Raw genomic sequence first — 13016 nt, 5'->3', positions numbered from 1 at the left:
TCTGGTGTCCGGGCGTATGAAGCTGTCTATCTACCCAGGGCGCAGTCCCGCATCGGCCGCGCACGATTATTCGTGCGCAGATTATTGCGGTTGGTATTGACGGCGGTGGCCAGGCGGATCGACATGGGATTGAAGCTACCCCGCTTTCCGCGGCCGTGCAACAGTTGCGTCGGCAACCAGTGCAGGCCGCAGACAGCGCCACAACGGCATACTGCGGCCCCGCCATTGATCGATCACTGGAATGCCACACCGCATTGGACGCCCCCTGCCCCACCTGTTTGCTCTGGCCTGTGCGCTGGCCCTGGGCGCCTGTAGCAGCCCAGCGCCGCGCACGCCGCCCGCACTGGCCGCGAGCTGGGAACGCGAGGCCGCCGATGGCCGCTTCGAGAGCGCTTTCAGCGCCGCCGAGTACTTCGAGGTGCGCAATGACCCACGTGCGCTGGACCTGTACACCCGGGCGGCCGCCGCGCAGCCGTGGACGTTCCAAAACACGCGGGCCGAAGCAGCGCTGGGGCGGATCTGGAGCGAGGGCACGCTGCGCCACGGCACGGCGCCCGACGTGGTCACCGCGCCGCCCATCCGCGCGTCGTGGCGACGTGGCGAGCGCTGGTATCTGGCCGCCGCCCAGCATGGCAATCCCTATGCATTCGCCGACCTGGCCCAGACCTACCGGCAGCGTGGCGACGCCGCGCAGGCGCTGCGCTGGGACCTGCGGCAGATGGTCTACAAGCGCCTGCCCTCACGCTCATCCGGACTGCCGGCCGCACTGGCAACGCAGGACGGCACGCCGCACCCGCAGCTGGTGAGGCTGCAGCGGCGCGCTGCCCGTGGCGATGCCGATGCCCAGGTGGACCTGGGCGCGGCGCTGGAGCGCGGCGTCGGCCTGCCGCGTGATCCCGCGCGGGCGCTGCAGCTGTACCAGCAGGCCGGCGAGCATGGCCATGTCTTTGGCCAGTACTTCGCCGGCCTGCTGCTGGGCCGCGGCGCACCGGGCGTACCGCGCGACCGCGATGCCGCCGCGGCCTGGTTCGCGCGTGCCGAAGCACAGCGCTTCTACATGGCCGCACCGTCGTACTGGCAGCGCGCAGTGGAGCCGCCGATGTTCAACTTTTCGGAATAGAGACGGCGCTGTGCACGGCCAAGCCGGCATCACAAGACTGCCCCTGCGCCGCAGAGTTGGCGAGAATGCACCTTGGCTTGAAACAACGGCAGTACACATGGCCCAGGCTCGTTTCCACGGCGAAACCATCGACCGCGCGCGCATGCAGGCGATTGTCGCCGCCCATCCGCGCGCGGCGCGCTTCGAGGAATGTTCGTTCGAGCACGGCGATTTTTCCCGCCTGGACATGGACGGGTTCCAGTTCGACCACTGTGCAGTGGCCGGTTCGCAGTGGCTGGCGGCCTCGCTGGAGGAAACGCAGTGGAGCCGCTGCCGTGGTGCCGCTGTCGATTTCACTTCGGCCCAGCTGAGCGATTCGCGCTTTGAACACTGCGATCTGAACAACAGTCACTGGCGCCGCTCGACGCTGTCGTCGGTGCAGTTCCTGGGCTGCAAGCTGACCGGCGCGCAGCTGCAGGAAGCCGGTGGCTGGCTGCTGTCGTTCCGCGATTGCCTGCTGGTCAGCGCCGACCTGCGCGGGCTGTCATTCCGCAAGGCGCCGTTGTGCGGCAATGATTTTTCCGAAGCCGATGTCTCCGGCTGCGACTTCCGCGATGCGGTGTTCGAGGGCGGCAGCCTGCGCAACGTGCAGGCACGACTGGCGCGCTTCGATGGTGCCGACCTGCGTGATACCGATATCAGCGGGCTGAACGTGATGGACGCCAAACACTTCCGCAAGGCGCGCATCTCGCATGCGCAGGCCGCTGCGGCGATGGCCGCGTTCGGCTTGATCGTGGGGTGACTTGACCCGGGTGTGACACCAGGCCGGCGCCCGCCAACGGGCACCGGCCAGTGCAGGCGTTGGATCAGGCCAGCAGTCGTTCCAGCAGGCGCTGGTACAGCCCGGGCAATGCGTCCAGTTCGTCCACGCGTACGTTCTCGTCCACCTGGTGGATGCTGGCATTCACCGGCCCCACTTCGATGCACTGTGCGCCCAGCGGCGCGATGAAACGTGCATCCGAGGTACCGCCACCGGTGCTTTCTTCCGGCGCCCGGCCGATGTGCTCGGCCAGCACCGCACGCGCGGTGGCGCGCAGGGTGCCTTCAGGGGTGTAGAACGGCTCGCCGCTGCGGTGCCACTTCAGGCTGTACTGCAGGCCGTGGCGGTCCAGCAGCGCGCTGATCTCTGCTTCCAGCTTCGGCGCGTCCCAGTGCGGGTTGTAGCGGATGTTGAAATCCACCTCCAGCACGCCGGGAATCACGTTGTTGGCACCGGTACCGGCGTGGATGTTGGAGATCTGCAGGCTGGTCGGCGGGAAGCTCTCATAGCCCTCGTCCCAGCGCCGCGCACTGAGTTCGGCCAGCGCCGGTGCGGCCTGGTGGATCGGGTTGCGCGCCTTGTCCGGGTAGGCCACGTGGCCCTGCACGCCCTGCACCTGCAGCTTTGCCGACAGGCTGCCGCGTCGGCCGACACGCAGCAGGTCGCCCAGGGTGTTGGTGGACGACGGTTCGCCGGTGATGCACCAGTCGATGCGCTGCCCGCGTTCGGCGAACAGACGCGCGACGTGGCGCACGCCATCGATGGCATCGCCTTCCTCATCGCTGGTCAGCAGCACGGCCAGCGTGCCGGGATGGTCGGGGTGGGCGGCAACGAACTGCTCGGCGGCCACCACGAACGCGGCCACGCTGCCCTTCATGTCGGCCGCGCCGCGCCCGTACAGCACACCGTCGCGGATCTGCGGCACGAACGGATCGCTCTGCCAGGCCTCGCGCGGGCCCGGCGGCACCACGTCGGTGTGGCCCAGCAGCACCAGCACCGGCGCGCCGCTGCCGTGGGTGGCCCACAGGTTGTCGACCTCGCCCAGGCGCAGGTGCTCGCAGTGGAAGCCGGCGGCGGCCAGGCGATCGCCCAGCAGCGCCTGGCAACCGGCGTCGTCGGGGGTGACCGACGGCCGCGCGATCAGCTCGCAGGCCAGGTCCAGGACGGCGCTCACGCGCCGCCCACGCCGAAGCGCGCCTTGAAGCCGTTGTCACTGAAGCCCTGGCTGACCGTGCCGTCGGCGGTGACCACCAGCGGACGTTTGATCAGCTGCGGGTATTCGCGCAGCAGCAGCTTCCACTCGGCGTCCGATTCGGCCGCCTTGCGGTTGTCCGGCAACTGCCGCCAGGTGGTGGACGACTTGTTGACCATCGCGGCCAGGCCGCCCAGCTGCGCGGCCCATTCCAGCAGCGTTTCCGGGCTGGGCTTGTTGTCGCGGTAGTCAACGAAGGTGTACGCCACGCCGAAGCGGTCCAGCCACTTGGTGGCCTTCTTGCAGGTGTCGCAGTTCTTCAGGCCGTAGACGGTGGTGGTCATGCAGGCGCCCCGCTCAGTCGGCCAGGCCGCGCAGCAGATCGTTCACGCTGGTCTTGCTGCGGGTCTTGGCATCGACCTGCTTGACGATCACCGCGCAGTACAGCGAGTGGGTGCCATCCTTGCTGGGCAGCGAACCGGACACCACCACGCTGTACGGCGGAATGTAGCCGTAGGTGATTTCGCCGGTGGCGCGGTTGTAGATGCGGGTGCTCTGGCTGAGGAACACGCCCATGCCGATCACGCTGTGGTGGCCGACCACCACGCCTTCCACCACTTCCGAACGCGCACCGATGAAGCAGTGGTCTTCGATGATGGTCGGGCTGGCCTGCAGCGGTTCCAGCACGCCGCCGATGCCGGCGCCGCCGGACAGGTGGCAGTGCTGGCCGATCTGCGCGCAGGAGCCCACGGTGGCCCAGGTATCGACCATGGTGCCTTCGCCCACGTAGGCGCCGATGTTGGTGAAGCTCGGCATCAGCACCACGTCCTTGCCGAAGTAGGTGCCACGGCGGGCAATCGCACCGGGCACCACGCGCACGCCGGCGCGGCGGAACTTCGCTTCGTCATAACCGGCAAAGCGCGATTCCACCTTGTCCCAGAACGGCGCCGGGCGGGCATCGACCACGGCCATGTCGTTCACGCGGAAATACAGCAGCACGGCCTTCTTCAGCCATTCGTTGACCTTCCAGCCACCCTGCCCGTCGGGCTCGGCCACGCGGAATTCGCCCGTTTCCAGGCCATCGATCACGCGGTTCACCAGCGGCCGGGTCGAGCCTTCCAGCTCGTGCAGGGTCAGCGTGGCGCGGCGCTCGAAGGCGCTCTCGATGCCGAACTTCAGTTCTTCCACGCCCGGCACCTGCGGCTTGCGCAGCGACTTGCGGGCAATGGTTTCGGCGCGTGCAACTTCGGCGCTCTTGGCCGGGGCCTTCTTCACCGCCGGCTTCTTTGCCGCCGGCGTTTTCACCGCCGCCTTCTTCGCCGGTGCAGCAGTTTTCCTGGCGGCCGTCGCGGCGGCAGCGGTTTTCTTCGGCGCTGCGCCCTTGGCGGTGGCGGCGGTCTTCTTGGCGGGCTTGGTGGCCATCAGGCGGTGTCTCCGGCGTTTCGATCAGGGTCCAGGCAGGCCAGCATCGCGTCATGCAGCTGCTGCCGGGCAGGTTCAGTCAGGGGGAGGTCGTGTTCGTCACTGATCACGAAGGTGTCTTCGGCGCGTTCGCCGAACGTGGCAATGCGTGCGTCATGCACACGCAGACCCTGGTTGCGCAGCACGAACGCCACGTCGGCCAGCAGGCCGGGGCGGTCGGGGGCAACCAGGGCGAAACGGGTGGCACCGGGTTCGTCGCGGAACTCGATGCGCGGAGCAAAACGGAAGTGGCGCAGCTGCCGCGGCACGGCCCGGCGCGAGGGCCGCAGGCGGGTCAGATCGCCGCCCAGCGCCTCGCGCAGTGCCACTTCCAGATTGGCGCTGCTGCCATCGGCAAAGCTGTCGGCCGGGCTCACTTCGAAAGTATCGAAGATGGTGTCGGACGGGCCGTCCAGCACGCGCGCGCGGTGGATGCCGTAGCCCTTGCGGTCCAGGGTCATCACGATGGCGGCGAACAGACCGTCGCGGTCGGGCGAGTGCACGAACACTTCCAGCGCGGGGTCATCGACGCTGATCCGGCGCACCTTCACCAGGGTGTGGCCCTGCTTGATCGGCACCAGTGCCGCCGCCTGCCAGGCCAGCTGTTCCGGGCGCAGGCGCATGAAGCCTTCATCGGGCATCACCGCGAACTGGCGGTCGATGGTGGCATCGTCGTAACCGCGCTCGCGCACCAGCGCGCGCACGCTGTCGCGCGCTTCGGCCACGCGCTCGGCGGCCGGCATCGGGTGTTCCAGGCCATCACGCAGCGCGCGCCGGGTGGCGAAGTAGAGATCGGCCAGCAGCCGGTCCTTCCACGCATTCCACAGCTTGGGGCTGGTGCCGGCAATGTCGGCGCAGGTCAGCAGGTACAGGTAATCCAGACGGTCGCGGCTGCCCACCAGGGTGGCGAAGCGATGGATCACCACCGGATCGGCGATGTCCTGCTTCTGCGCGGTCACCGACATGCGCAGGTGCTGTTCCACCAGCCAGGCCACCAGTTCGGTATCGCTGCCGCTCAGCGCATGGGCATGGCAGAACGCGCGCGCATCGACCGCACCCAGTTCGGAATGGTCGCCGCCGCGGCCCTTGGCAATGTCGTGGAACAGGCCCGCCAGCAGCAGCAGTTCCGGCTTGCGCAGGCGCGGCCAGACTTCGTGGGCGATGGAAAAACGCTCGTCGGCGCGGCTGCTGGCAAACAGGCCGATGTTGCGCAGGACCATCAGCGTGTGCTGGTCGACGGTGTAGACATGGAACAGGTCGAACTGCATGCGCCCGCTGACCTGGGCGAAGGCCGGAATCCACTGCCCCAGCACGCCCAGCCGGGCCATGCGCGAAAGGGTTTCGACCGGCCGCTGGCCGCGCAGCAGGGCCATGAACTGTTCGCGCGCATCGGCATCGGCCTGGTCGTAGGCCGGCAGCAGTGGCAGCGATTCGGCCAGCGCACGCGCGGTCAGCGAATGCAGGCCACGCACCTGCGGGTTGTTGGCCCACCCGGCAAACAGGGCGAACACCTGGCCGACATCACCGCACGGCCAGTCGGCGTCGTTGGCGGCCAGGTAGCCGCGGCGCAGGGAAAAACCAACGGTCAGCGGTTCCGGCTGCGCTTCGCCATCGAACTGTTCCTCGAAGCGCTGCAGCAGGCGGTCGCTGATACGCCGCACCACCGATGCGGCGCGGTAGAAGCCCTGCATCATCTTCTCGACGCCCAGATTCTCGGCGTCGTCTTCGAAGCCCAGGCGCGCGGCCAGGGTCTTCTGGTAATCGAAGCGCAGGCGCTCTTCGGGGCGCCGTGCCACCAGGTGCAGGCCAAAGCGCAGGCGCGCCAGCACCGCACGTTCGCGCTTCAGCGCGGCGGCTTCATCGGCGCCCAGGTGGCCCAGGCCCACCAGCGCTTCCAGATCGCGCACGCCGAACGCGCGCAGCGCCATCCAGCCCAGCGTGTTCAGATCGCGCAGGCCGCCGGGGCCGTCTTTCAGGTCCGGCTCCAGGTTGTCGGCGGTATCGCCGAAGCGCTCGTGGCGGCCGCGCAGTTCGTCCAGCTTGGCCAGGAAGAAGGCGCGCGCCGGCCACAGTTCGCGATCGTCCACGGCTGCACGCAGCGCGCGGCGCGCACCGTCGTCGGCCAGAATCGGGCGGGCCTCGATCAAGGCGGTCAGCACGGTCTGATCGGCGGCCGCTTCGCGGCACTGGGCGGCCGAACGCACGGCGTGGCTGACCGCCAGGCCGCAGTCCCACAACAGGGCGAACAGCCGCGACAGCGCCGCTTCGTGCGCCAGCTGCGCCGACGTTTCACCGAACACCAGCAGATCGATGTCCGAGCGCGGGAACAATTCGCCGCGCCCGTAGCCGCCCACTGCGAAGAGGGACAGGCCGCTGTCGGCCGGCAGGCAGCGCTGCCAGGCCAGGCGGATCAGGTGATCGGCCGCGCGCGCGCGCAGCGCGATCAGGCGCTCGATGTTGTCGCCCTGGTCGAAGCGCCGGTACAGCCGAGCATCGGCCTGCTGCAGCGCCTGCCGTGCGGCAGACGCCCATTCGGGATCGTCAAGCGAATCGGCCGGCGCGTCCAGCAGTGAACCCGCCGGCAGCATGGTCAGGAGACCTGCGATTCGCCGGGCGACAGGGTCAGCACGTCCACGCCGGTCTCGGTGACCGCGATCATGTGCTCCCACTGCGCCGACAGCTTGCGGTCCTTGGTCACCACGGTCCAGCCATCGGGCAGCACCTTGTTGTAGCGGGTGCCCTCGTTGATCATCGGCTCGATGGTGAAGGTCATGCCCGGCTGCAGCACCAGGCCCTGGCCCGGGCGGCCGTAATGCACCACCTGCGGTTCATCGTGGTAGACCTTGCCGATGCCATGGCCGCAGTACTCGCGCACCACGCTGAAACGCTCGCCTTCGGCATAGCTCTGGATGGCATGGCCGATATCGCCCAGGGTGGCCCCCGGACGCACGGCGCGGATGCCGCGCCACATGGCTTCGTAGGTGGCTTCCACCAGGCGGCGGGCCATCACCGACGGCGTGCCAACGAAATACATGCGGCTGGTGTCGCCGTGCCAGCCATCCTTGATGACGGTCACGTCGATGTTGATGATGTCGCCGTCCTTCAGCACCTTCCCTTCGCTGGGGATGCCGTGGCAGATGACATTGTTGACCGAGGTGCACACGGTCTTGGGGAAGCCGCGGTAGCCGACGTTGGCCGGAGTGGCGCCCTGCACGTTCACGATGTGGTCGTGGCAGATGCGGTCCAGTTCCTCGGTGGTGACACCGGGCTTGACGTGGGGGGTGACGATGTCGAGCACTTCGCTGGCCAGGCGGCCGGCGATGCGCATCATCTCGATTTCCTGCGGGGTTTTCAGATTCACGCTCATGGCACCCATTATCGCCGATCCAGCCGCAATCTGAACGAACGCCACCCAACTGAGGGTCTGGCCAATGCACGGTTCCGGCAAGGAATGTGAAAACGTGATGCGCTTCGCCTTTTGCCACGCATTTTTCTCACGAAATACAGACACTTAGTGCTTTACCTCTGAGGACACTGACGTCAGCGCGGTGCCCCCGCACCGCCCTCGCCCTGTTCAACAGACCTTCGGGTCAGGGAGGTTGTCCATGCGATCCGCAGCCCGTTCCACCCTGCCATGGGCCTTGGCCCTGCTGCTGGCCGGCCCCGCCGCCGCGGCCGATACCACCACCTTCAACGTGACCCTCATCGTCACCAAGGCCTGCACCATCACGGCCGCCGCCGCCACCAACGTGGATTTCGGCACCGCCGCCTCCACCACGGCCACGCCGACCAACGGCCAGGGCACGGTCACCGCCCAGTGCTCGGCCCTGACCCCGTACACCATCTCGCTGAACGCCGGCGCCAATGCCGGTACCGCCAACGACGTCACCACCCGGCGCATGAAGAACACTGACGCCACGGTGACGGCCAACAACTACGTGGGCTACCAGCTCTACCGCGATGCAGCGCACACCCTGGTCTGGGGTGCCACGTCCGGCACCAACACCCAGGCCGGCATCGGCACCGGCCTGGCCCAGCCGTACACGGTGTATGGCCAGATCGGCAACCTGAGCACCAACAACGCCTCCGCCGGTAACTACCTGGATACCGTCACCGCCACGATCACCTACTGACGGGTGGTGCCGATGAACCCGATCCGCCCGTGGTACGCCATCGGCGCGGCGCTGCTGCTCGCCCTTGCGCTGCTGGCGCCGGCCCGCGCCGCCACCAGCCTGCAGGTCGCCCCGACCACCCTGCAGCTGGATGCACGCCAGCGCGCCGGCGAACTGTGGCTGACCAACAGTGGCACCGCGCCGGTGAAACTGCAGGTGCGCGTGTTCCGCTGGGTGCAGCAGGACGGCCAGGAGCAGCTGCTGCCCACCGAAGACCTGCTGGCCACCCCGCCCATGCAGGAACTGGCCGCCGGCCAACAGCAGCTGGTGCGGGTGATGCGCCCGGACAACCTGCCGCCGGACGCGCCGCAGTACTTCCGCCTGATCGTGGACGAAGTGCCGGACCTGGCCCGTCGTGCCAGCGGCATGCAGTTCGTCCTGCGCTATTCCATTCCGGTGTTCATCCTGCCGCCTTCGCCCGGCCGGCTGAAGCCACAGCTGCAGGCAAGGCTGGTACGCCTGGACGACGGCCGCGACGGGGTGGAAGTGCGCAACAGCGGCACGGCCCATGCGCAGATCGCCGATCTTGCGCTGGGCAGCGCCGACCGTCCGCGCATCGTCCACCCGGGCCTGCTGGGCTATGTGCTGCCCGGGCAGGTGATGCGCTGGCCGCTGGAACGCACGGCGATCGACCGCGACAACGACCAGATTTCGGCCAAGCTCAATGGCGCGCCCAAGCAGACGCCCCTGCCCCCCACACCGGCTCGCTGAGGCGCTGGTGAGCGCGCTGCTGGGCATGGCACTGGTTCCCACGGCCGCCTCGGCGGCCGACGTCTCCGGTGTTGCTGCCGATGCCCTGCTGCCGCCGCCCACGCCGCTTACCGCGCAGCAGACCCTGTACCTGGCGGTGGTGCTGAACAGCACGCCGCGCGGCCTGCTGCCCTTCACCGAAACCGGCGGGCGCCTGCAGGCCAGCCCCGAGGTGCTGCGCCAGCTCGGCTTCAGTGCGCCCGGGCAGGCACCAGTCTTCCTGGACCAGATCAGCGGCGTGGTGGTGCGCTATGACGCCCAGCAGCAGACCCTGGCCCTGGACGTGCCGCTGGAACAGCTGACCCTGCCCACCACCGTGCTCAGCCGGCCGCAGGCGCGCCCCGAAGTGAGCGCCGCCGCGCCGGGCGTGCTGCTGAACTACGATCTGTATGGCAGCCACGTGGATGGGCGCGGCAACCTGACCTTGACCTCGGAAACCCGGGTCTTCGGCATCGGCCGCGGCACGTTCGAGAACACCGCGGTGACCCGCCGCTACCAGCGCAGCGAGGACCGCCGCTGGCACAGTGAAAGCGTGCGCCTGGACACCCGCTGGACCCTGGATTTCCCCGACCAGGCGCTGAGCCTGGAAGTGGGCGACTTCTACAGCGGCTTCGTTGACTGGTCCCGCCAGGTCCGCCTGGGCGGCCTGCAGATCGGCCGCAACTACGGCCTGCAGCCCTACCGCGTGCTTACCCCCACGCCATCGTTCCTGGGCCAGGCCGTGGTGCCTTCAACCGTCGAGCTGTATGTGGACGGCCTGCGCCAGTACAGCGGCCAGGTGCCGGTGGGGCCGTTCCAGCTGGCGGCACAGCCAGGCATCAGCGGCAACGGCAACGCCCAGGTGGTGCTGACCGATGCCTTCGGCCGCATGCAGACCCTGGATTTCAGCTTCTATGGCACCCAGCAGCTGCTGGCCAAGGGCCTGTCCGACTGGTCGCTGGGCGTGGGCCGGCTGCGCGAGAGCTTCGGCGAGGCATCCTTCGCCTATGACGACCGCACCGTGGCCAGTGCCAGTTGGCGCGGCGGCCTGAGCGACCGTTTCACCGGCGAGGCGCATGCCGAGGGCGGCGGCGGCCTGGCCCAGGCCGGCCTGGGCGGCTGGTGGCAGATCGGCAGCGTGGGCGTGGTCAATGCCGCCTATGCACGCAGCCGCTACCAGGGCCTGCGCGGCGGCCAATGGGCCGTGGGCTACAGCTGGAACAACCGGCGCTTCAACCTGAACCTGCGCAGCGTGCGCAGCCACGGCGACTACCGCGACCTGGGCGCGCTGCAGGGCAGCCTGCCGCCCAGCATCAGCGAACAGGCCACCGCCGGCATCGACCTGGCCCAGCTGGGCACCCTGAGCGCCAGCTACCTGCGGCTGCGCTACCCCGACGGCGACGACAACCGCTACGCCAGCCTGTTCTGGTCGCGCAGCTGGAGCCCGCGCTGGTCGGCCTACCTGTCGCTGAACCAGAACCTGGACCGCAGCAACGACCGCAGCGTGTATCTGTCCCTGACCGCCACCCTGGGCAACAACCGCCAGGCCAGCCTGTCCGCCCAGCGCAACGGCGGCGCACAGGCCTGGGTGGCCGACATCACCCAACCGGTGCCGGGCGACGGCAGCGCTGGCGGCATGGGCTGGCGCGCACAGCTGCGGCAGGGCGATGACGGCCTGGGCGGCCTGGCCGAGGTGGGCGTGCTCACCAACGTCGGCCGCTATGCGCTGGGCGCCTCGCGCCAGAGCGGGCTGAATTTCGCCTACGGCAGCGCCAGCGGCAGCGTGGTCTGGATGGATGGCCACAGCTTCGCCACCCGCGAGGTGGCCGACGCGTTTGCGGTGGTCAGCACCAATGGCGTGGGCGGGGTGCCGGTGCGGCTGGAAAACCGCCTGATCGGGGTGACCGACGACCGTGGCCTGCTGCTGGTCAGCCCGCTGCTGTCGTGGCAACGCAACCGGGTGTCGATCGATACGCTGGATCTGCCGCAGGACATGCGCGCCGATCGCATTGAGGACTGGGTGACGCCGCCACAGGGTGCCGGCACCGGGGTCACCTTCAACCTGCGCGCGCGCCCCTCCCTGCGGCTGACCCTGCAGGATGCGGCCGGGCAGCCGCTGGACGTCGGCAGCGAAGTGCAGCTGCCGGACGGGCGCCAGGCTACGGTGGGCTACGACGGCCTGCTGTACCTGGAAGACGTGGCCCCCGGCAGCGTGCTGCAGGTCACCACCAACGAGGGCGCGTGCAGCGTGCGGATACCCGATGCGCCCAACGTGCAGGCCGCCGGCGCCACGCCGCGCCCCACGCCGTTGCGCTGCCTGCCGGGCGCGGCGCCATGAAGGGGCTGCTGGCGCTGCTGCTGATGGCCGCCAGCCTGTGCCTGGCCGCACCGGCCTGGGCCACCGCCACCTGTACCGCCACGGCCAACCCCACCCTGCCCTTCAACAACGTCAACAGCGGCGCCGCCGCGCCCAGTACCGGCACCCTCAACATCACCGTGAACTGCACCACCGCCGCACTGAGCCTGCTGGCCACCACCGGGGTGCGGGTCTGCGTGGGCATCGGCGCCGGCAGTGGCGGCGGCACCCCGGCCAGCGGGCGCACCATGACCACCAGCAGCGGCGACAGCCTGAACTTCCAGATCTACAACAACGCCAGCTACAGCCAGGCCACCGGCCTGCTGCCGCGTGGCACCCCGCCGGCACAGGAACTGACCATGACCTACAACGTGCCCCTGCTGACTGGCGGCAGCGGCGCGCAGAGCACCCAGCTGTTCGCGCAGATACCGGCCAACCAGACCCTGGCATCGGGCAACTACAGCAGCAGCTTCAGTGGCGCCAACGTGGTGCTGACCTGGGCCTGGAACGAAGTGCTGCTGGGCACCGCCACCGTGCCGGCCACCTGCAACGGCGGCGCCACCGGCACCAACAGTGCCAGCGCTGCGTTCAGCTTCACCGCTACCGCCACGGTGCTGCCGCAGTGCGGCAGCTATGTCACCACGGCCATGAATTTCGGCAACGTCACCGGCAGCATCGCCGCCAATATCGACCAGACCGCGCGGCTGACCCTGACCTGCCTGAAGAACACCGCCTACCAGGTGAGCCTGGACAACGGCCAGAACAACCCCACCGGCACCAGTACCCGGCGCATGCGCACCACCGTGGCCGGCAGCAACTATTATCTGGGCTACGAGCTGTACCGCGATGCCGGCCGCAGCCAACGCTGGGGCAACACCCTCACCGTGGATACCGTGGGCGGGGTCGGCACCGGCGCGGCCCAGCAGCTGACCATCTACGGACGGGTGCCACCGGTGGCGGGCCAGCCGCCGGCCGGTACCTACAGCGATGTGATCAACGTGACCATCACCTACTGATCGCCGCCCGATCCCCGCCCGGCCGGGGCCATTTGCCCCGCGCCCCTGCATCTGGCTATAATCCTCCGGATGCCCTGCCGCCCCGTGCGCGGGGCACCGTCCACACCGGACGTCACCGGTGAATCCACACCTGCTGCCCCCATCCGTGCCGGGGTGCTCCGCAAGGAGTTC

The 13016-nt window shown here is 68.9% G+C and carries 11 protein-coding genes; 6 read left to right on the top strand and 5 right to left on the bottom strand.

Going from position 1 to position 13016, the window contains the following annotated elements:
• Window positions 1-241 precede the first annotated feature (241 nt).
• Both C1933_RS06500 and C1933_RS06495 read left to right on the top strand, forming a co-directional pair.
• Complete coding sequence (locus C1933_RS06500; protein WP_108752603.1) at window positions 242-1120, top strand: tetratricopeptide repeat protein; 879 nt, start codon at window positions 242-244, stop codon at window positions 1118-1120.
• A gap of 97 nt (window positions 1121-1217) precedes the next feature.
• Complete coding sequence (locus C1933_RS06495) at window positions 1218-1901, top strand: pentapeptide repeat-containing protein (RefSeq protein ID WP_108752602.1); 684 nt, start codon at window positions 1218-1220, stop codon at window positions 1899-1901.
• Window positions 1902-1965: 64 nt separating this feature from the next.
• Here the strand turns inward: C1933_RS06495 and dapE are convergent, their stop codons facing one another.
• From dapE to map, 5 genes are read right to left on the bottom strand one after another with little or no spacing between them, the layout of a single operon-like run.
• Complete coding sequence (gene dapE, locus C1933_RS06490) at window positions 1966-3093, bottom strand: succinyl-diaminopimelate desuccinylase (protein ID WP_108752601.1); 1128 nt, start codon at window positions 3091-3093, stop codon at window positions 1966-1968.
• Window positions 3090-3455: an arsenate reductase gene (locus C1933_RS06485; RefSeq protein ID WP_108752600.1), complete on the bottom strand. Its 366-nt coding sequence runs from the start codon at window positions 3453-3455 to the stop codon at window positions 3090-3092. Before C1933_RS06485 ends, dapE begins: the two co-directional genes overlap by 4 nt.
• A gap of 13 nt (window positions 3456-3468) precedes the next feature.
• A complete protein-coding gene (dapD, locus tag C1933_RS06480) occupies window positions 3469-4533 on the bottom strand; it encodes a 2,3,4,5-tetrahydropyridine-2,6-dicarboxylate N-succinyltransferase (protein WP_108752599.1) in 1065 nt (354 codons plus the stop codon).
• Window positions 4533-7160: a [protein-PII] uridylyltransferase gene (locus C1933_RS06475; protein ID WP_108752598.1), complete on the bottom strand. Its 2628-nt coding sequence runs from the start codon at window positions 7158-7160 to the stop codon at window positions 4533-4535. Before C1933_RS06475 ends, dapD begins: the two co-directional genes overlap by 1 nt.
• Window positions 7161-7162: 2 nt before the next feature.
• The gene (gene map / locus C1933_RS06470; RefSeq protein ID WP_159091882.1) at window positions 7163-7948 is read right to left on the bottom strand and encodes a type I methionyl aminopeptidase; all 786 of its coding nucleotides are present in this window, start codon (window positions 7946-7948) and stop codon (window positions 7163-7165) included.
• A gap of 229 nt (window positions 7949-8177) precedes the next feature.
• Here map and C1933_RS06465 point away from each other — a divergent pair, with 229 nt between their 5' ends.
• The 4 genes from C1933_RS06465 to C1933_RS06450 are packed head-to-tail and all read left to right on the top strand — an operon-like array spanning window position 8178 to window position 12845.
• Window positions 8178-8705, top strand: coding sequence for a spore coat U domain-containing protein (locus C1933_RS06465; protein ID WP_108752597.1), 528 nt, complete (start codon window positions 8178-8180; stop codon window positions 8703-8705).
• A 12-nt stretch (window positions 8706-8717) separates the two neighbouring features.
• Window positions 8718-9455, top strand: a complete 738-nt coding sequence (locus C1933_RS06460; protein ID WP_108754759.1) for a molecular chaperone — start codon at window positions 8718-8720, stop codon at window positions 9453-9455.
• A gap of 25 nt (window positions 9456-9480) precedes the next feature.
• Window positions 9481-11811: a fimbria/pilus outer membrane usher protein gene (locus tag C1933_RS06455; protein WP_108754758.1), complete on the top strand. Its 2331-nt coding sequence runs from the start codon at window positions 9481-9483 to the stop codon at window positions 11809-11811.
• Entirely contained in the window at window positions 11808-12845 is a 1038-nt protein-coding gene (locus C1933_RS06450; protein ID WP_108752596.1) for a spore coat U domain-containing protein, read from the top strand. Before C1933_RS06455 ends, C1933_RS06450 begins: the two co-directional genes overlap by 4 nt.
• Window positions 12846-13016: the final 171 nt, after the last annotated feature.

It is taken from the genome of Stenotrophomonas sp. ZAC14D2_NAIMI4_6, assembly GCF_003086875.1.
GTDB lineage: Bacteria > Pseudomonadota > Gammaproteobacteria > Xanthomonadales > Xanthomonadaceae > Stenotrophomonas.
This window is presented reverse-complemented; position numbering and strand designations above follow the sequence as displayed.

Excerpts from the sequence above, each read along its gene's own strand:
- C1933_RS06455 (WP_108754758.1), top strand. The coding sequence starts at position 9,481 with ATGGCACTGGTTCCCACGGCCGCCTCGGCGGCCGACGTCTCCGGTGTT.
- C1933_RS06450 (WP_108752596.1), top strand. The coding sequence starts at position 11,808 with ATGAAGGGGCTGCTGGCGCTGCTGCTGATGGCCGCCAGCCTGTGCCTG.
- C1933_RS06465 (WP_108752597.1), top strand. The coding sequence starts at position 8,178 with ATGCGATCCGCAGCCCGTTCCACCCTGCCATGGGCCTTGGCCCTGCTG.
- C1933_RS06475 (WP_108752598.1), bottom strand. The coding sequence starts at position 7,160 with ATGCTGCCGGCGGGTTCACTGCTGGACGCGCCGGCCGATTCGCTTGAC.
- C1933_RS06485 (WP_108752600.1), bottom strand. The coding sequence starts at position 3,455 with ATGACCACCACCGTCTACGGCCTGAAGAACTGCGACACCTGCAAGAAG.
- C1933_RS06495 (WP_108752602.1), top strand. The coding sequence starts at position 1,218 with ATGGCCCAGGCTCGTTTCCACGGCGAAACCATCGACCGCGCGCGCATG.
- map (WP_159091882.1), bottom strand. The coding sequence starts at position 7,948 with ATGGGTGCCATGAGCGTGAATCTGAAAACCCCGCAGGAAATCGAGATG.
- C1933_RS06460 (WP_108754759.1), top strand. The coding sequence starts at position 8,718 with ATGAACCCGATCCGCCCGTGGTACGCCATCGGCGCGGCGCTGCTGCTC.
- C1933_RS06500 (WP_108752603.1), top strand. The coding sequence starts at position 242 with ATGCCACACCGCATTGGACGCCCCCTGCCCCACCTGTTTGCTCTGGCC.
- dapD (WP_108752599.1), bottom strand. The coding sequence starts at position 4,533 with ATGGCCACCAAGCCCGCCAAGAAGACCGCCGCCACCGCCAAGGGCGCA.